This window comes from Nocardioides sp. Soil_C_8 (assembly GCF_057656315.1).
This window is the reverse complement of record NZ_JBDGKQ010000004.1, coordinates 86,575-103,793: the sequence shown is the minus strand read 5'-3', so window position 1 is coordinate 103,793 and position 17,219 is coordinate 86,575. Positions and strand designations below refer to the sequence as shown.

Genomic DNA, 17,219 nt, shown 5'->3' with positions numbered 1-17,219 from the left:
GGGTGACTGCGGCGCGGCTGGCAGCATGCGTGGGATGCGCCGCCTCGTCTACCTGGTCGCCGTCACGCTCGACGGGTTCATCGCCGGACCGGACGGCGGTGACCCCAGCGGCTCGGACTTCCTGCCCGTCACGCCGGACCTCGTCGAGCACCTGGTCGCCACCTGGCCCGAGACGCTCCCCGGCCCCGCCCGCGACGCGATGGGCATCACCGGTCCGGGCACCCACTTCGACACGGTGGTGGAGGGGAGGGGGTCGTACGACGTCGGGCTGTCGGCGGGGCTCACCGACGCCTACCCACACCTGCGGCACCTGGTGGTCTCCCGGTCGCTCGCCGGTCGGACGGACCTGCCGGTCGAGGTCGTCGCGGGCGATCCGGTCGAGCGGGTCAGGGAGCTGAAGGCGGAGGCCGGCCTCGACATCTGGCTGGTCGGCGGCGGGACCCTCGCCCACACGCTGCTCCCCGAGATCGACCGGCTCGTCCTCAAGGTCAACCCGTCGGTCATCGGCGACGGACGCCGGCTCCTCGCGGGTCCGTTCGCGCACGCGCGCTTCGAGCCGGTCGAACGGGTCGACCTGCCCGGCGGTGTCCGGATCGTCACCCTCGACCGGGTGCGCTGACGCCCGGGCGAGGCTCGAGCCGGGCTCAGGCCAGGTCGAGCGCCGTGTAGCGCGCGACGTCGCACGGCTCGTCCGACAGCACCCGGAACAGCGCCGCCCGGAGCATCGCCTGGCGCTCGACCCCGGTGCGCCAACCGTCGAGCGCCGTCCTCGGCGCACCGAGCCACAGCACCGCGTCGAGCACGCAGACCGCCTCGGCCCAGAGGGGCGAGCGCCAGGCGGGGGAGACGTCGATCACGAACGGGATCCCTGTGGCGTCGAGCAGGACGTTGCCGGCCAGGTCGGCGTGGACCAGGTGCTCGCGACCCAGGTCGGTGTCGTCCAGGCCGGCCGCGAGACCGTCGACGAGTGCTGCCAGGCCCGGCTCGGGGCGGTCGGCCGCCGCCGCGACGGCAGCGTCGGCGTCGTACGCCTGGCGCTCGGCCACGCCCCAGCGGTCGGTGCGCGCGCCCAGCCCGGCCGGGCGCTCGGCCACCGCGCCGGCGAGGTGGGCGTGCAGGAGGTGGGCGGTCGCCCGCAGGGTCGCGAGGTCCCGGCACGGCGTCGCGTCCGGCTCGAAGCGGGTCGCCGTCCAGCCGTCGACGACGAGGTTCCCGTCCCGGGCGGGCACCGGCAGCGCCAGCCGGATCGAGCGGGGCGACTGCTCGTCGAGCCGCACCGCCAGCCGTGCCTGGATCGGCGCCAACCAGCCCTCGGAGGCGTCGTGGCCGGGGGACAGCGCGAGGTCGCCGGCCCGCCACGTCGTGCCGCGACCGCCCGGGAGCGGCTCGAGGACCCCCTCGGCGACGAACAGGTCGAGCACGTGGTCCGGGGGCCGGCCGGTGTCGCCGTAAGGATCCCGAGAAGACATGGCAGCGAGCGTAGGACGAGTGCCGCGCGCACGGTGCAGGCAGTTCGCGTGGATCGTGGCGCAGGTCACGCTCAGGCGCGGCTGATGCGGCCCCAACTGCGTGCATGGTGCTTGGTCATGCGTGCGCCGGCGAGCTCGAACGTCTCGGGGCCGAACCTCGACGTCAGCTGGGTGCCGGTGACGAGCCACGCCACTGCCAAGGCGACCCACGTCCCGCGCGTGCGCAGCCGCGCCCGGGAGAACGCCCGGGCCGCGGCACAAGCGTCGCCGTCGCCGGCCACCCACTGCCGTCCCTCGCCCTGCTCCATGCGGACATCCAACCCGTCCGCGCGGCTGTCCGGGGCGAAGCGACCGAGCCCGCTGTCGGTGGGCCCGCGTACGCTCGACGCATGCGTCCAGTCACCGATCTCCAGCGCCGGGTGGCCCCCTTCAAGGTGGTGTCCGACTACGAGCCCTCAGGCGACCAGCCGGCGGCGATCAAGGAGATCGTCGGCCGGATCCAGGGCGGCGAGCAGGACGTCGTGCTGCTCGGTGCGACCGGAACCGGCAAGACGGCCACCGTCGCGTGGGTGGCCGAGCAGCTGCAGCGGCCCGTCCTGGTGCTCCAGCCCAACAAGACCCTCGCCGCGCAGTTCGCCAACGAGCTGCGCCAGCTCTTCCCCGACAACGCGGTCGAGTACTTCGTGTCCTACTACGACTACTACCAGCCCGAGGCCTACGTCCCCCAGACCGACACCTACATCGAGAAGGACTCCTCGATCAACGAGGAGGTCGAGCGGCTGCGCCACAGCGCGACCAACAGCCTGCTCACCCGCCGCGACACCATCGTGGTCTCGACGGTGTCCTGCATCTACGGCCTCGGCACCCCCCAGGAGTACGTCGACCGGATGCTGCGGCTGAAGGTCGGCGAGGAGCACGACCGCGACTCGGTGCTCCGCCGGCTCGTGGAGATCCAGTACACCCGCAACGACATGTCGTTCACCCGCGGCACGTTTCGGGTGCGCGGCGACACCCTCGAGATCTTCCCGGTCTACGAGGAGCTGGCGATCCGTGTCGAGTTCTTCGGCGACGAGATCGAGCGGCTGATGACCCTCCACCCGATCACCGGCGAGGTCGTCTCCGACGACACCGAGCTCCACGTCTTCCCGGCCACCCACTACGTCGCCGGCCCCGAGCGGATGGAGCGCGCGATCAAGGGCATCGAGCTCGAGCTCGACGACCAGCTCGCGGCGTTCGAGAAGCAGGGCAAGCTGCTCGAGGCGCAGCGCCTGCGCATGCGCACGACCTACGACGTCGAGATGATGCGCCAGGTCGGCTCGTGCTCCGGCATCGAGAACTACTCGATGCACATGGACGGCCGCACCCGCGGCAGTGCGCCCAACACGCTCCTCGACTACTTCCCGGAGGACTTCGTCCTCGTCATCGACGAGTCCCACGTCGCGGTGCCGCAGATCGGCGGCATGTACGAGGGCGACATGTCCCGCAAGCGCAACCTCGTCGACCACGGCTTCCGGCTGCCGAGCGCGATGGACAACCGCCCGCTGCGCTGGGAGGAGTTCGTCGACCGGATCGGCCAGACCGTCTACCTCTCCGCCACGCCGGGCAACTACGAGCTCGACCGGGTCGGCGGCGTGGACAACACCGTCCAGCAGATCATCCGCCCGACCGGCCTCGTCGACCCCGAGGTCGTGGTCAAGCCGACCAAGGGGCAGATCGACGACCTGATCCACGAGATCCGCGAGCGCTCCGACAAGGGGGAGCGGGTCCTGGTCACCACGCTCACCAAGAAGATGTCCGAGGACCTCACCGACTACCTCCTCGACGCCGGCATCAGGACGCGCTACCTCCACTCCGAGGTCGACACGCTCAAGCGCATCGAGCTGCTGCGCGACCTGCGCCTGGGGGAGTACGACGTCCTCGTCGGCATCAACCTGCTGCGCGAGGGCCTCGACCTGCCCGAGGTGTCGCTGGTGGCGATCCTCGACGCCGACAAGGAGGGCTTCCTGCGCTCCGACAAGTCGCTCATCCAGACGATCGGTCGCGCGGCGCGCAACGTGTCCGGCCAGGTCCACATGTACGCCGACAAGATCACGCCGTCGATGGAGGCCGCGATCGACGAGACCAACCGTCGTCGCGCCATCCAGGTCGCCTACAACACCGAGCGCGGGATCGACCCGCAGCCGCTGCGCAAGAAGATCGCCGACATCACCGAGATGCTCGCCCGCGAGGACGAGAACACCGAGGAGCTGCTGCGCACCTGGGCCGACGTCGGCCAGAAGGGGCGCGCCGGTGGCGTCAAGGCGGGCAAGTCGCCGACACCTGCGCTGTCCAGGATCCACGCCGAGGCGCCCGACACGGCCGGCATCCCGTCCACCGACCTCGCCGAGCTCATCCAGACCCTGACCGACCAGATGAAGCAGGCGGCCGCCGACCTCCAGTTCGAGGTCGCCGCCCGCCTCCGCGACGAGATCGGTGACCTCAAGAAGGAGCTCCGCCAGATGATGGAAGCGACGAAGTGAGCTAGAGGCCTTCCTCGCGCTTGCGGAGCTCCTTGCGCTCCTTCTTCTCGAGCTGCCTCACGTGCTCCTCGACGATGTCGCGCTTGTTCGCGATGATCCGGACGAGATTCATCAGGGCAGCTCCCATGGGGAAGAGCGGCCACGGGAACCCGCCCGGGGTGGTGAACGCCCAGATGGTCCACACGAGCGCCGAGAGCCCGATGAGGCCGATCAGCGCCTCGCGCCGGTCGGACTCCCACCTGCGGACGGCCTCCTCCTGGTGGCTCCTCGTCCCGGCTCGCGGGGCACGGGCGACCGGCAGGTCCTCGACGAGGGGGACGAGGTCGCCGAGCGTGCGGCTGGACAGGGCGGCCTCGGTGCGCTCGTCGTACTCGGCGCGGGTGAGACGGCCCTCCGCGAACGCGTCGGCCAGCACGGTCTCGATGACCGCGCGGTCCCGGTCGGAGGCACGGATGCCTCCGTTCGCCGGGCTGCGCGGGTCATGGTCGAACTGGCTCCACACCTCGATTCCTGGCACGCCGACCATCGTAGGCACGCCCACCCGTCCGGAGGTGGGTGCTGGCCGGGTCGCACGCCGCTCGCTAGGTTCGCGCCATGAGCACTCCCATCGACCTCGGCCGCCCCGTCTCCGGTGACGTCATCGACCTGATCCTCGAGGACCACCGCCGCTTCGAGGCACTCATGCGTCAGCTCCGCGACAGCACGTCGGACCGCGACGCCGTCCGCAAGGCGCTCGCGGCCCTGCACGTCGCGCACGCCGAGGCGGAGGAGAAGCACGTCTACCCCAAGCTCCGCAACAAGGACGCGATCACCGAGCACGAGGCCGAGCACGGCGAGGAGGAGCACGCCGAGGGCCACGAGGCGATGCTCAAGGTGCTCGAGCTGAAGGGCACCGACACGCAGGCCTTCGACGACGCAGTCGAGGAGCTCGCCACCGCGCTCAACCACCACCTCACCGAGGAGGAGCTGACGATCCTCAACCCGGCCCGCGAGGAGGTCAGCGAGAAGGTCCGGTCCGAGCTGGGCGAGGCCTTCGCGACCGAGCGCAACGCCCAGCTCGACGCCGACTGCGGCAACATCGACAACGTACGCCGGATCGTGGAGGCTGCTGAGGAGGAGGGCCTCCTCGACGAGGACGAGGAGGACGACGACTGAGCGCAGGTGGTCGCGTGGACGTGACCCGGATGCACGAGCTGTGCGCGGGCTTCCCCGGAGCGTGGCCGGACAACCCCTGGGACCACGAGCACCCAGTGTTCAAGGTCGGGCCCGGGGAGCGCGGCAAGATCTTCGCGTTCCTCGGTGCGACGACGGTCGGCGTCAAGGCGGGTGCGACCCGAGAGGTGGCCGACGAGTGGCTGCACCGCTATCCCGACGACGCGAGCGTGATGGCCTACATCGGCCGCTCCGGCTGGAACGACCTCGCGCTCGCCGGTGCCATCCCGGACGTGGAGCTCGTCGAGGCGGTCGGGGAGTCCTACCGGCTCGTCGTCACCCGGTTGCCGAAGCGCGACCGGCCGGCGGGCTGGGAGAGCGTCAGCGACGGTGGCGCATCATCGTGAGCCCGACCATGCGCGCCACGACCATGGCGATGTAGAACACCCCGACCATCATCTCGACCATGACGACCGAGCGGGCCTGCTGCCCGACCGCCACGATGTCGGAGAGACCGACGCTCGTGAGCGTCGAGAACGACAGGTAGAGCAGCTCGAACCACGGGCGGTCGTAGCCCTCGGCGTTGATGAACGAGTCGGGCCACACGACCTGCACGGCGGCGAACAGGTACGCGAAGCCCCACGCCACCACGGTGAAGGCCGCACCGGTCGCGAAGTACTCGTCGGTGGTGACGATGTCGTCGTGCAGCAGGTAGCGCAGCATCGCGTACGAGACGTAGAAGTAGAACGGCGCGTGCAGCATGCCGGAGACGAGCACGATCGGGTCCACCTCGGGGAAGATCGCCTCCAGCAGGGTGAAGACGATCGTCGGGGCGCCGAGGAAGAACACGACCCGGCTCACGTGGGGCGTACGCCGGACCGCGAGCACCGCAGAGCCGACGGCGAGCATGCCGATGACGCCCAGGAACGCGCCGCCGACCTTCGATCCGCCGAGGAACGGCCAGGCCAGCACCTGCAGCAGCTGGGCGCCGAGCAGCATCGCGGACGGGTGCGCGGTCACCTGGTCGAGTCGTCTGCCCACGACGACGCAGTCTAGGGACGAGCGGGTCACCGGGACGGCGACGCTCCGCTGGGCTAGGTTCGCCCCGTGGGTGAGCGAGCGGGGCGATGGGTGGCCGGTGGCCTCGCCGTCGTGCTCGTCGCGCTGCTCGTCGCGATCGGCCTGGTCGTCACCCGGCAGGGCGACATCGACGACGCCCTGACGGCTGCCCAGCAGGACGTCGGTGGGGCGGCGCGGGCGGAGGCGCTGGCCTTCCTCACGGTCGACCACCGCGACATGGACCCGCTCGTCGACGCCGTCCTCGACGGGGCGACCGGCGACTTCGCGGACCAGTACGCCGCCCAGCGCGAGACCCTGACCAGCGAGGCGGTCCGCACGAAGGCGACCTCGACCCCGGAGGTCGTCGCGCTCGGGGTGGGCGACCAGGACGACGACTCGGCCACGGTGCTCGTCGCGGCCAACAGCACCGTGACCAACTCGAGCACGGGCGACGAGGGCCAGGTCCGCTACTACCGGCTGCGGCTGCGGCTCGTCCGCGAGGACGACCGGTGGCTCACGAGCGACCTGCAGTTCGTGAGGTGAGCGCCGTGACGAGCAGGACGACAGTGAACCGGTGGGCCCTGGTGCTCGCAGCACTGGTCGTGGTCGCCGCGGCGGCCCTGGTGTGGGTGCTTCGCGACGCGGACGACGGGTCCGGCAGGAACATCAGCAGCGCCGACTCGGCGGACGCCACCGTGGCCTCGTCGACGGTGAAGGAGGACGTGCGGGAGCGCGCGGAGGCAGGAGCCGCCGCGGCCTACAGCTACTCCTGGAAGACCCTGACCGAGGACAAGGCCGCCGCGCGTGAGCTGATGACGTCTGCGATGCGTCAGCGCTACGACCGGACGATGGCCGGCGTGGCGACCTCGAGCAGGCGGGACCGGACGGTGGTCGAGGCCGAGGTCGTCGACACCGCCCTGGTGACCGCGTCGCCGACCTACGCCCGCGTGCTGGTCTTCGTCAACCAGCGCACCTCGGGCCAGGACCTGGAGCGCCCGACGGTGGACCTGGACCGGGTGCTCGTGACGGTGCAGCGGGTGGACGGCGAGTGGAAGGTCAGCGAGCTCGACTCGCTCTAGCACCTTGTGGGACGACCACCCAGACGATTGGATCGCGAACGTGGACGACGTGACGACCGACCTGCTGATCATCGGCGCGGGCCCGACGGGGTTGTTCTCCGCCTACTACGCCGGCTTCCGCGGCATGAGCGTCGCGGTGGTCGACTCGCTGCCCGAGCTCGGCGGCCAGATCACCGCGATGTACCCCGAGAAGGCGATCCTCGACGTCGCCGGCTTCCCGAGCGTGAAGGGCCGGGACCTCGTGGAGGGTCTGGTCGAGCAGGCCGCCACCGCCGACCCGACGTACCTCCTGGACCGGACCGCCACCACCCTCGAGCACGGTGAGGAGCACGTCGTCGTCACCCTCGACGACGGCACCCGCGTCACGGCCGGCGCCGTCCTCATCACGTCCGGCATCGGGAAGTTCAGCCCGCGGCCGCTCCCGGCGGGCGAGGGCTGGGTCGGCAGGGGCATGGAGTTCTTCGTGCCCAGCTTTGCGCCGTACGCCGGCAAGGACGTGGTGGTCGTCGGGGGAGGCGACAGCGCGTTCGACTGGGCCCAGCACCTCGAGCCGATCGCCGCGTCGGTCACCCTCGTCCACCGCCGCGACGCGTTCCGCGCCCACGAGCGCACCGTGGCGGCGGTCCAGGACTCCACCGTCCAGATCATCACAAACGCCCAGGTGACCGAGCTGCGCGGCGACGCCCACCTCGAGGAGGTGGTGGTCAGCGTCGACGGCGAGGAGCCCCAGGTCCTGAAGGCACAGGCGCTCGTCGCCGCCCTGGGATTCATCGCGGACCTCGGAGCGATCCAGCAGTGGGGCCTCGAGACCCAGAAGCGCCACGTGGTCGTCGACTCCTCCATGCGCACCAACCTGGCGCGGGTCTTCGCCGCCGGGGACATCACCGACTACCCCGGGAAGGTCCGGCTCATCGCGGTCGGCTTCGGTGAGGCGGCCACCGCCGTCAACAACGCCGCCGTCGTGCTCGACCCCTCGGCGCACGTCTTCCCGGGCCACTCGAGCGAGGGGTGAGCGGCTGCCATGGGGCTGTTCTCACGATCCGGCGGGGCCGCCGACATGCGCGACCGGGACTACGTGCTCACGGGCTGCCCGGTGGTGGCGCAGGACGACATGGTCGTCATGGTCGACCTGGCCGTGCGCCTCGGTGTGCGGCCGCCGCGAGACGACGGGGGTCTGGCGTTGGGCTACGACCCGGACGACGAGCGCACGATCGACGCGGTGTGCGTCCTCCTGCTCCGCCAGCTGGGTGCCGCCGTGCCGTCGGAGGAGCTCCTGGTGGGACGGGCGCGGGTGGTCGAGGTGGTCGAGCAGGGACTCGCGCTCGCACCGGTGGGTGCCGGTGTCACGGCGCGCGTCACCCACGTCGAGGTGCGACCCCACGATCCGGACGGGGTGTTCGACCACCGCGAGTTCCGGCTGGTCGGCGGGCGCTGAGGCAGCGAGGGTCGCACGCCGCTCCTACCGGCCAGTAGGCATAATGGGGCACTCACGAAGCGCCACGAAAGGCAGACCACAGTGCGCATCGCCATGCTGTCCTACCGCAGCAAGCCGCACTGCGGCGGTCAGGGCGTCTACGTCCGCCACCTCAGTCGCGAGCTCGTCCGACTCGGGCACCAGGTGGAGGTGTTCTCCGGGCAGCCCTACCCCGACCTCGACGAGGGCGTCGTCCTGACCAAGGTCCCGAGCCTCGACCTGTACCGGGAGCCCGACCCGTTCCGGGTGCCGAAGCTGCGCGAGTTCCGCGACCGGATCGACGTCGAGGAGTTCCTCACCATGTGCACGGCCGGGTTCCCCGAGCCGAAGACCTTCAGCTCGCGCATCGCCCGGCTGATGAAGGAGCGTGCCGGCGACTTCGACATCGCCCACGACAACCAGGTGCTCGGCACCGGCATCATGGAGCTGGAGTCCTACGGGCTGCCGGTGATCACCACGATCCACCACCCGATCACGATGGACCGCAAGATCGACCTGCAGACCGCGCCCACCTTCCGCAAGCGGCTCACGCTGCGCCGGTGGTACGGCTTCCTGCGCATGCAGGGCAAGGTGGCCAGGCGGGCGCGGAAGGTGCTGGTGCCGTCGGAGTCGTCACGCCGTGACGTCGCGCGCGACTTCGGGGTGGATCCGGCGCGCATGCAGACCGTGCTGCTCGGCGTCGACGACGTCTTCGTCCCGCCCACCGCCCCCCGCGTCCCCGGCCGCATCCTGGCGATGGCCAGCGCCGACGCACCGATGAAGGGCATCGCCACCCTGCTCGAGGCCTTCGCCAAGCTCGCCGTCGAGCGCGACGTGTCCCTCGTCCTGGTGACCCGTCCCGAGCCCGGAGGGCGCACCGAGCAGCTGATCGACCAGCTCGGCATCGCCGACAAGGTCACCTTCGTCAGCGGCGTCAGCGACGCCGAGCTCGTGGAGGTCATGGGCTCCGCGGAGGTGGCGTGCGTGCCGTCGCTCTACGAGGGCTTCTCGCTCCCGACGGCCGAGCTCATGGCCTGCGCGACCCCGCTCGTGGTGTCGCGCGCCGGCGCGATCCCGGAGGTCGTCGGTCCTGACGGGGTCTGCGCCGACCTCGTCACCCCCGGTGACGTCGGTGAGCTCGAGCAGGCCGTCGCGGCGCTGCTCGACGCCCCGGAGCGACGTACGACGATGGGCGCGGCCGGACGCGCCCGCGTCGAGGAGCTGTTCAGCTGGCGTGCCGTGGCCGAGGCCACCGCCGCCGCCTACGAGGAGACCATCGCCGACTTCCGTCGCGAGCAGGAGGAGAGCCGCCGTGCTGACCGTTGACTTCGACCGGCTCGGGCTGCGCCCGGGCGACCGCGTGCTCGACATGGGCTGCGGCGCCGGCCGGCACGCGTTCGAGATGTACAAGCGCGGCGCGGACGTGATCGCCTTCGACCAGGACGCCGACGAGCTCGCGACGGTGCGCGAGTGGTTCACCGCGATGCGCGAGACCGGCGAGGTGCCGGCGGGCGCGGAGGCCGACGTCAAGGAGGGGGACGCGCTCTCCCTCCCGTTCGCCGACGGTGAGTTCGACCGGGTGGTGGCCGCCGAGGTGCTGGAGCACATCCACGCCGACGTGGACGCGATCAAGGAGCTCGTGCGGGTGCTGCGCCCGGGCGGCACGCTGGCCATCTCCGTCCCGCGCTGGTTGCCCGAGGTCGTGAACTGGAAGCTGTCCGACGACTACCACAACGCCGAGGGCGGCCACATCCGCATCTACACGGCCCAGGAGCTCGTCGACAAGGTCACCAAGGCCGGACGTCCCAACGACGGCACCCCCGGCGACGCGATGGTCTTCACCGGCCGCGACCACGCCCACGGCCTCCACACGCCCTACTGGTGGATCAAGTGCGCCGTCGGCGTGAACAACGACGACCACCCGCTGGCGAAGGCGTACCACAAGCTGCTGGTGTGGGAGATCATGCAGAACCCCAAGGCGCTGCAGTACGCCGGCAAGGTGCTCGACCCGCTCATCGGCAAGAGCATGGTGCTCTACTTCCGGAAGCCCGAGGCCGCGTGAGCGCAGTCCCGTCCGCCGACGCGATCCTCACGCGCGCCCAGCTCGAGCAGACGGCCGCGACGATCGCGGCGATGCAGGAGCCGTCCGGGGCGATCCCGTGGACGCCCGGAGAGCACACTGACGTCTGGAACCACCTCGAGGCGGCGATGGCGCTCGTGGTCGGCGACCAGCGCGAGGCGGCCGAGCGGGCCTTCGCCTGGGTGCGCGGGACGCAGCGGGCCGACGGGTCGTGGCCGATGAAGATCGTCGCCGGCGAGGTCGAGGACCACTCCGGCGAGACCAACATGTCGGCGTACGTCGCCGTCGCGACGTGGCACCACTGGCTCGTCGCGCGCGACGAGTCCTTCGTCCGGCTGATGTGGCCGACGGTGCGGCGGGCGCTCGACTTCGTGGTCTCGATGCAGCTGCCGTTCGGCGGCATCGCCTGGTCCCAGGAGTGGCGCGACGGCGAGCCGGGACCGGTCAACGAGGACGCGCTCCTGGCGGGGTCGTCGAGCATCCACCACTCGTTGCGCGCCGGTGTGGCGCTCGCGGAGCTGGTGGGGGAGCCGCAGGTCGAGTGGGAGCTCGCCGGGGGTCGCCTCGGCCACGCCCTGCGTGAGCACCGTGACCTCTTCCTGGACAAGTCGACGTTCTCGATGGACTGGTACTACCCGGTGCTGGGTGGTGCCGTGCGGGGACCCGAGGCCCACGCGCTGATCGCCGAGCGCTGGGACACCTTCGTCGAGCCCGGCCTCGGCATCCGGTGCGTCTCGGAGAACCCGTGGGTGACGGGCGCGGAGACCTGCGAGCTCGTGCTCGCCCTCGACGCGATCGGCGACCGCACCCGGGCGCTGCAGCTCCTTGCCGACATGCAGCACCTGCGCACGGCCGAGGGGTCCTACTGGACCGGCTACGTGTTCCCGACGGATGTCGACGAGGTGGGCGTGAACTGGCCCGTCGAGCAGACGACCTACACCGCGGCTGCCGTCGTCCTGGCCGTCGACGCGCTCAGCGAGGGCACGCCGGGCGCCGACATCATGCGCGGCACGACCCTCGCACCGGACTTCGCGGAGATCGGACTCGAGTGCGGGTGCCCGTCAGCCGAGCGGGTCGCCGGCGTCGCCGGACGTACGGCGTAGCACCCGCAGCGACCCGACCACGTCGACCTCGGTGAAGGCGCCGCTCGCGAGGGCGGGGAGGTAGATGTCCTCGTACGGCGGCCGGCCGCCGTCCGCGGGGTCCGGGAAGACGTCGTGGATGGCCAGCACGCCCCCCGCCATCACCCAGCGCGGCCAGGTGCGGAAGTCGGTGCGGGCGGGTTCGACCCCGTGGCCCCCGTCGATGAAGAGCAGCGAGAGCGGGGTCCGCCACCACGCGCCGACCGTCTCGGAGCGGCCGACGACCGCCACGACCTGCTCCTCGAGGCCCGCGGCGGCGATGGTGCGCCGGAACGTCGGCAGGGTGTCCATCAGCCCGAGGTCGTGGTCGACGAGGGTGTCGTCGTGGTGCTCCCAGCCGGCCTGGTTCTCCTCGGACCCGCGGTGGTGGTCGACCGTGACGACGGTGCCGCCGACCTCGCGTGCCGCGGCGCCCAGCCACACGGCCGACTTGCCGCAGTAGGTGCCGACCTCCAGGACCGGTCCGAGCGGGAGCCGCTCGCGGGCCCATCGGTGCAGCAGCGCCCCCTCGTCCTCGGGCATGAAGCCCTTCGCGGCGCGGGCGTGGGCGAGGAGGTCGGCGGGCATCACGGGAGACGACCCTAGTGCGGTCACGCCACGGACTCCGCAGAGCTAGCTGGCAGCGCCGTCGAGGCCCTCGAGGTCCTCGGGGTCGACGCCGCTGTCGGCCTCGAGGCCGTGGCGCCAGGTGTTCCAGTGCCAGGTGAGGTAGCGGTCGACGGCCCGCACGGCGTGGGCGCTGCGGATGGAGTGGAAGACGTCGAAGGCGTGCTGGGCGCCCGGCAGCTCGGCGTACACCACCGACTTCTCGGACGTGCGCCGCAGCTCGGCGACGAACAGCCGCGCCTGGTCGACGGCCACGAGGCTGTCGAGCTCGCCGTGGATGACGAAGAAGTCCGGGGCGTCGGGCGTGATGCGCAGGATGGGGGAGGCGGCCTCGTAGACGTCGGGGGCGTCCTGCCACGTCGTCTGCATGACCCGGGGGCCCAGGAAGGCGTCGCGCATGCCGATGGCGTTGGCGAGGCCGGTCGAGCCGGCGAAGTCGTAGACCCCGTAGAACGGCACGGCCGCCCGCACGGACGTGTCGGCGTCCTCGAACCCCGGCTGGAACTGCGGGTCGCCGGCGGTGAGCGCCGCCAGCGCGGCGAGGTGGCCGCCGGCCGACCCACCGGTGATGACGAGGTAGTCGGGGTCGCCGCCGTGCTCGGCGATGTTGTCCCTGACCCAGGCGATGGCGCGCTTGACGTCGACGATGTGGGCGGGCCACGGGTCGCGCGGGGAGAGGCGGTAGTTGATGGCCACGCAGACCCAGCCCTTGGCGGCCATCCGGTTCATCAGCGGGCGGCCCTGGTGCTCCTTGGCGCCGAGGGTCCACGCCCCGCCGTGCACCTGGAGGAGCACCGGCGCGTCCTTGATCACGTCCTCACCGGCGGGCAGGTAGATGTCGAGGTGCCCGCGGCGCCCGGCCTCGGAGTAGGGAAGGTTGCGGATGACCCGGACCGCCTCGTCCCGGAAGTCGAACGGCCGGGCCAGGCTGCGCCAGGGAGTCGCCAGGTCAGCCGGGTCGGGGGCGGCGTCGAGCTGCTCGACGTAGTCGACGCCGAGCCCGTCCACGAGGGCGTCGTCGAGGACGTCGGCGGAGTGGCGGCTCTGCCGCACCATGTGCGCCAGCCCGAGCGCGCTGGCCCCGGCGAGGGCGAGCCCCGCCTTGGCGCGCCAGCCGGCGCGGCGGCCCCTCGTGACGTGGGCCGCGGCGTCCAGTGCGGTCAGTGCCAGCATCTGGGGAGCGGTCTCGCCGAACAGCCAGCCCGCTGCGAACGCCGGTACGCCGGCACGCTGGCTGCGTGGCGGACGCAGCGCGTTGGCGGTGAGGGCGGCGATCACGGACTGACGGGTCAGGAAGCTCACGCCGCCATGTTACTCGCCGGTACCACCCGGTCAGCCCTCGTCCATGCCCGGCAGCCCCCTCGTGCTGACGACCTCGTCGGCGATGTCGTGCAGCCGGACGTTGAGGGTGTTGGAGTAGCGCCTGAGCAGGGCGAAGGCCTGCTCGGAGTCGAGCTCGTAGCGTTCCATCAGGACGCCCTGGGCCATGCCGATGATGTGGCGGGACTCCACGGCCGCGCGCAGCCCGGTGACCTCGCGCGCGGCCGAGAGTGCCAGTCCGGCGTGGGTCGCCACCAGGAGGGCGAGGTCGACCTCGATCGGGTCCTGGAACAGCCCGGGTTCTTCGGCGTACACGTTGATCGCGCCGTAGTGGTTGCCGTCACCGACCAGTCGCACCGACAGCATGGACCGGATGCCGAGCTCGGCAGCGGCCTTGCCACCCCAGACCGGCCACCGCTCGTCGGCAGAGATGTCGCCACTGCGGTACCAGTCGGCTCCGTCGGCTACGTCCACGCACGGACCCTCCTGCAGCTCGTACTGCATCCTGTCGGCCGTCGCGGCCCGTTCGTCGGTCGCGGCCAGGGTGACGTACTTGCTGCGACGGGATCGGGCGGTGATGCTCGCGATCTCGGCCGACGGCAGCAGCTCGAGGACGTGCTCCAGCAGCGTCCGCCCGGTCAGCTGCTCACCCGGCGTGCGGCGCAGCTCCGCCGCGAGCGCCGCGAGGAGTGTGGCTCGATCGTGTGCCACTGGCACCACCGATCAGTCGGGGACGACGCGTGATGCGCCCTTCGTCTCCACGGTAGGCGCAAGGACGGCGGGACACCATGCCGGCCGGGTCCACGTCTCCTCGGGGACAGCCCGGCATGATCGCCGCGTGGACTCGTCTGGCACGGACCCCTGGACCTACGTCGTCACCGACGTCGAGCTCGACGGCCCGTGGCCGGGCCTCAACTCGATGCGCTCGTTCGCGTCGGTCGCGGTGACGGCCGACGGCGTCGAGCACGGCCGGTTCGAGGCGGTCCTCGAGCCGTTGCCCGGCACGTCGCCCGACCCGGCCACGATGGCGTGGTTCGCCACCCAGCCCGGCGCGTGGGACGCGGCGACGCGCGACGCCGAGCCGGTCGTGCGCGTGATGGAGCGGTACGTCGCGTGGCTCCAGGGCCTGCCCTGGCCGCGGATGTTCGCCGCCTTCCCGCTCGCCCTGGACGGCATCTGGATGGACCACTACCTGCGCCGCTTCACGGCCTACGGCATCCGGCAGGGCCACCACGAGGAGGACCGGCTGTTCGTCGGCGGCGGACTGTGCCTGCGGAGCTATGCGGCAGCGGTGACAGGGGAGTCGGTGGGAGTCGTGGACGTCGACACCCTCCCGAGCCCCTGGTTCGGCGAGGTGGAGCACACCCACCGGGCGATCGACGACACCGTCGGCTACGCCAACCTGCTGGTCGAGCTGATGCGGCGGGCTGCCCGCTGAGCGCCCGGGGTCGATCGCTTCCCGGCGCCGGCATCAGGTCTCGAGGCAGAACTCGTTGCCCTCCGGGTCTGCCATCACGTAGAGCTCGTCGTGCGCCGCGGTCACTTTCGCCCCCAGCGCCACGAGTCGGTCCCGCTCGGAGTCGAGCGGACCCATGACGCGGAGGTCGAAGTGCTGGCGGTTCTTGGCCGACTTCGTCTCGGGCACCTTCTGGAACCAGAGGTTCGGCCCGCCCCATCCCGCGGGCTCGACCCAGGCCCGCTCAGGCGTGCTGTCCTCGTCGACGTTCGACCCCAGGGCCTCCGCCCAGAAGGTGGCGACCAGCATCGGGTCGTGGCAGTCGAAGGTGACGGACTTGACGAAGGACGGCATCTGCCGACCGTAGCCGCGCTGACGTGGCGCGGGAACTGCCTGGACGTGCCAACGTCCCCGCCCTCAGTGCTCGGGGGGTGCGGGGCGGAGTCATCGTCGGCGAGGGCGCGGGACGTCGGGCGGGTCGGGTGGATCGACCGCTGATGGCTCGGCCTGGTTGATCGCGGTGGTGCCGGTGCGGTCGCGTTGGTAGGTGTGGCCGTGGGGTGAGGTCCACTCGAACACTCCTGGTGCGGTCGTGCGGTAGTGCCAGGCGGTGTGGGTCTTGAGTCGGTGGTGGAACCTGCAGAGTGCGGCGAGGTTGCGGGTGCGGGTGGGCCCGGGTTGTGGGCGGCCTTCCGCCTCTGCTTGATGGTCGAACTCGGTGACGTGGTCGATGTCGCAGCCGCGGGCGGGTCGGGTGCACCACGGGAACACGCACGTCCGGTCCCGGAGAACGACCTGTTCGCGGATCCGGTCCGGAACCTCGTAGGCCGCGGTGTGCAGCTGGGCGTTGAGGTCGATGACGGGCTTGATGGTGATCTTGGTGCGGGAGTCGGCGCACCAGTCGCGGATCTGGTCGAGCAGGATCAGCCGCTGGCCTTGCTCCATCCGACCGGTCGGGCCGAAGACGGTGGTGTCTCCGGAGAGGGTGGCGTCGAAGTGGGCGTGGAGGACGACCTCCCGCGCAGCGGGCAGGCGATCGCGGTCGGCACCCGCGCCGGCTTCCTGGGTGTGGAGGTCGAGCGCGGTCTGGGTGCGGGCGAGGTCGCCCAGTGCAGCCGAGCGGCGAGCCCCGAGCGAGGCGTCCGACCCGAGGGCCTTGAGGGTGGCGGCGCCGTGGGCGAGGGCGCGGTCGAGGTCCAGGGCGTCGGCGATGTCGAGCTCGGCCTCGATCCGCATGGTGCCGGCGAAGTGCACGTCGTCGTCGTGGATGGTGACGTGGCGCGGGTCGACCGACAGGTAGCCGTCCTCCGGGTCCGCCGCCGGGTCGACCTCGGCGAGGTCGTAGCGCTTGATCGCCTCCGCCACGAGACGGTCCAGCTGCGCCGGCCCGACCCTCCCAGCGACCGCTGCGACCTGCGCGTCGACGAACGCCGCCGCGTCACGGGTCAACGCGGGCGACGTGTGGATCGTGGTCTCGGCGACCGCGCGGGCCTTCCAGGCCGGCACCCGACCGGCCTGCACGAGGTCCCACAGCCGCGGGAGGCGGTGGCGCAGCTCGAGGGCATGGCCGACGAGCTTCTTCGCCGCGGTCGTCGACACCCCGAGGACGCCGCCGAGCTCGGCGAGGCAGAACTCCGCGACCAGCGGCGCGCCCTCACCCGCGATCGGCTCCTCGTGCTCCGAACCGGGCACGGTGAAGGCAGCCGCATCGTGGATCGACTCCGGCGGGTGCAGGTCAGCCCACCGCGCGGCGAGGACCAGCTGGTCGGCCGCGGCACGCTCCTCGTCGAGACGTCGGGCCCGGATCGCGCGCAGCAGCCCGGAGGCGGTGAGGTCCTCGACCTCACCTGCTCCGCGGTCTGCCAGCGTCTCGATCATGTGTTC

Annotated in this window: 21 protein-coding genes; 12 read left to right on the top strand and 9 right to left on the bottom strand. The window is 71.6% G+C overall.

Annotated elements, in window-relative coordinates:
• The first annotated feature begins 34 nt into the window (after positions 1–34).
• On the top strand, positions 35–619 hold the full coding sequence (locus AC3A3L_RS17445; protein WP_487641310.1) for a dihydrofolate reductase family protein: 585 nt from the start codon (positions 35–37) through the stop codon (positions 617–619).
• 25 nt (positions 620–644) lie between these two features.
• Here the strand turns inward: AC3A3L_RS17445 and AC3A3L_RS17440 are convergent, their stop codons facing one another.
• Positions 645–1,469 carry an aminoglycoside phosphotransferase/kinase family protein gene (locus tag AC3A3L_RS17440; protein ID WP_487641309.1) on the bottom strand — a complete coding sequence of 275 codons (825 nt, stop codon included), beginning with the start codon at positions 1,467–1,469 and terminating at the stop codon, positions 645–647.
• 71 nt (positions 1,470–1,540) lie between these two features.
• Positions 1,541–1,777 carry a hypothetical protein gene (locus tag AC3A3L_RS17435; protein WP_487641308.1) on the bottom strand — a complete coding sequence of 79 codons (237 nt, stop codon included), beginning with the start codon at positions 1,775–1,777 and terminating at the stop codon, positions 1,541–1,543.
• Positions 1,778–1,858: 81 nt separating this feature from the next.
• Between AC3A3L_RS17435 and uvrB the strand changes: the two genes are divergently transcribed.
• Positions 1,859–3,988, top strand: a complete 2,130-nt coding sequence (gene uvrB / locus AC3A3L_RS17430) for an excinuclease ABC subunit UvrB (RefSeq protein WP_487641307.1) — start codon at positions 1,859–1,861, stop codon at positions 3,986–3,988.
• A 1-nt stretch (position 3,989) separates the two neighbouring features.
• Here uvrB and AC3A3L_RS17425 read toward each other — a convergent pair whose 3' ends face one another.
• Entirely contained in the window at positions 3,990–4,505 is a 516-nt protein-coding gene (locus AC3A3L_RS17425; protein ID WP_487641306.1) for a DUF1707 SHOCT-like domain-containing protein, read from the bottom strand.
• A 77-nt stretch (positions 4,506–4,582) separates the two neighbouring features.
• On the opposite strand from AC3A3L_RS17425, the gene AC3A3L_RS17420 reads away from it, so the two are divergent.
• Positions 4,583–5,143, top strand: a complete 561-nt coding sequence (locus tag AC3A3L_RS17420) for a hemerythrin domain-containing protein (RefSeq protein ID WP_487641305.1) — start codon at positions 4,583–4,585, stop codon at positions 5,141–5,143.
• Between the two features lie 14 nt (positions 5,144–5,157).
• The gene (locus AC3A3L_RS17415) at positions 5,158–5,547 is read left to right on the top strand and encodes an MmcQ/YjbR family DNA-binding protein (protein ID WP_487641304.1); all 390 of its coding nucleotides are present in this window, start codon (positions 5,158–5,160) and stop codon (positions 5,545–5,547) included.
• On the opposite strand, the gene AC3A3L_RS17410 is transcribed toward AC3A3L_RS17415, so the two are convergent.
• A complete protein-coding gene (locus AC3A3L_RS17410; RefSeq protein WP_487641303.1) occupies positions 5,522–6,181 on the bottom strand; it encodes an ion channel in 660 nt (219 codons plus the stop codon). The two genes, AC3A3L_RS17415 and AC3A3L_RS17410, sit on opposite strands and share 26 nt — an antisense overlap.
• A 66-nt stretch (positions 6,182–6,247) precedes the next feature.
• Between AC3A3L_RS17410 and AC3A3L_RS17405 the strand changes: the two genes are divergently transcribed.
• The 7 genes from AC3A3L_RS17405 to AC3A3L_RS17375 all read left to right on the top strand — a co-directional run bounded on the left by AC3A3L_RS17405 (position 6,248) and on the right by AC3A3L_RS17375 (position 11,914).
• A complete protein-coding gene (locus AC3A3L_RS17405; RefSeq protein WP_487641302.1) occupies positions 6,248–6,742 on the top strand; it encodes a hypothetical protein in 495 nt (164 codons plus the stop codon).
• Between the two features lie 5 nt (positions 6,743–6,747).
• Positions 6,748–7,278: a hypothetical protein gene (locus tag AC3A3L_RS17400; RefSeq protein ID WP_487641301.1), complete on the top strand. Its 531-nt coding sequence runs from the start codon at positions 6,748–6,750 to the stop codon at positions 7,276–7,278.
• A 40-nt stretch (positions 7,279–7,318) separates the two neighbouring features.
• Positions 7,319–8,290, top strand: coding sequence for an NAD(P)/FAD-dependent oxidoreductase (locus AC3A3L_RS17395; RefSeq protein WP_487641300.1), 972 nt, complete (start codon positions 7,319–7,321; stop codon positions 8,288–8,290).
• Between the two features lie 9 nt (positions 8,291–8,299).
• Positions 8,300–8,713 (top strand): hypothetical protein, encoded by a 414-nt coding sequence (locus tag AC3A3L_RS17390; RefSeq protein ID WP_487641299.1) that lies wholly within the window; start codon positions 8,300–8,302, stop codon positions 8,711–8,713.
• A gap of 81 nt (positions 8,714–8,794) precedes the next feature.
• Positions 8,795–10,057, top strand: a complete 1,263-nt coding sequence (locus tag AC3A3L_RS17385; protein ID WP_487641298.1) for a glycosyltransferase family 4 protein — start codon at positions 8,795–8,797, stop codon at positions 10,055–10,057.
• Positions 10,044–10,793, top strand: a complete 750-nt coding sequence (locus AC3A3L_RS17380) for a class I SAM-dependent methyltransferase (protein ID WP_487641297.1) — start codon at positions 10,044–10,046, stop codon at positions 10,791–10,793. The genes AC3A3L_RS17385 and AC3A3L_RS17380 overlap by 14 nt, the downstream gene beginning before the upstream one ends.
• Positions 10,790–11,914 carry a prenyltransferase gene (locus AC3A3L_RS17375; protein WP_487641296.1) on the top strand — a complete coding sequence of 375 codons (1,125 nt, stop codon included), beginning with the start codon at positions 10,790–10,792 and terminating at the stop codon, positions 11,912–11,914. The genes AC3A3L_RS17380 and AC3A3L_RS17375 overlap by 4 nt, the downstream gene beginning before the upstream one ends.
• Here the strand turns inward: AC3A3L_RS17375 and AC3A3L_RS17370 are convergent.
• From AC3A3L_RS17370 to AC3A3L_RS17360, 3 genes are read right to left on the bottom strand one after another with little or no spacing between them, the layout of a single operon-like run.
• Positions 11,873–12,520 carry a class I SAM-dependent methyltransferase gene (locus AC3A3L_RS17370; protein ID WP_487641295.1) on the bottom strand — a complete coding sequence of 216 codons (648 nt, stop codon included), beginning with the start codon at positions 12,518–12,520 and terminating at the stop codon, positions 11,873–11,875. The two genes, AC3A3L_RS17375 and AC3A3L_RS17370, sit on opposite strands and share 42 nt — an antisense overlap.
• A 45-nt stretch (positions 12,521–12,565) precedes the next feature.
• Positions 12,566–13,861 (bottom strand): alpha/beta hydrolase fold domain-containing protein, encoded by a 1,296-nt coding sequence (locus tag AC3A3L_RS17365; protein WP_487641294.1) that lies wholly within the window; start codon positions 13,859–13,861, stop codon positions 12,566–12,568.
• Positions 13,862–13,891: 30 nt separating this feature from the next.
• The gene (locus AC3A3L_RS17360) at positions 13,892–14,590 is read right to left on the bottom strand and encodes a GAF and ANTAR domain-containing protein (RefSeq protein WP_487641293.1); all 699 of its coding nucleotides are present in this window, start codon (positions 14,588–14,590) and stop codon (positions 13,892–13,894) included.
• Between the two features lie 127 nt (positions 14,591–14,717).
• Between AC3A3L_RS17360 and AC3A3L_RS17355 the strand changes: the two genes are divergently transcribed.
• Positions 14,718–15,317, top strand: a complete 600-nt coding sequence (locus tag AC3A3L_RS17355) for a hypothetical protein (RefSeq protein WP_487641292.1) — start codon at positions 14,718–14,720, stop codon at positions 15,315–15,317.
• 33 nt (positions 15,318–15,350) lie between these two features.
• Here AC3A3L_RS17355 and AC3A3L_RS17350 read toward each other — a convergent pair whose 3' ends face one another.
• Together AC3A3L_RS17350 and AC3A3L_RS17345 are read right to left on the bottom strand one after the other, a co-directional pair.
• A complete protein-coding gene (locus AC3A3L_RS17350; protein ID WP_487641291.1) occupies positions 15,351–15,689 on the bottom strand; it encodes a VOC family protein in 339 nt (112 codons plus the stop codon).
• Positions 15,690–15,779: 90 nt separating this feature from the next.
• The gene (locus AC3A3L_RS17345) at positions 15,780–17,213 is read right to left on the bottom strand and encodes an HNH endonuclease signature motif containing protein (protein WP_487641290.1); all 1,434 of its coding nucleotides are present in this window, start codon (positions 17,211–17,213) and stop codon (positions 15,780–15,782) included.
• Between the last annotated feature and the right edge of the window lie 6 nt (positions 17,214–17,219).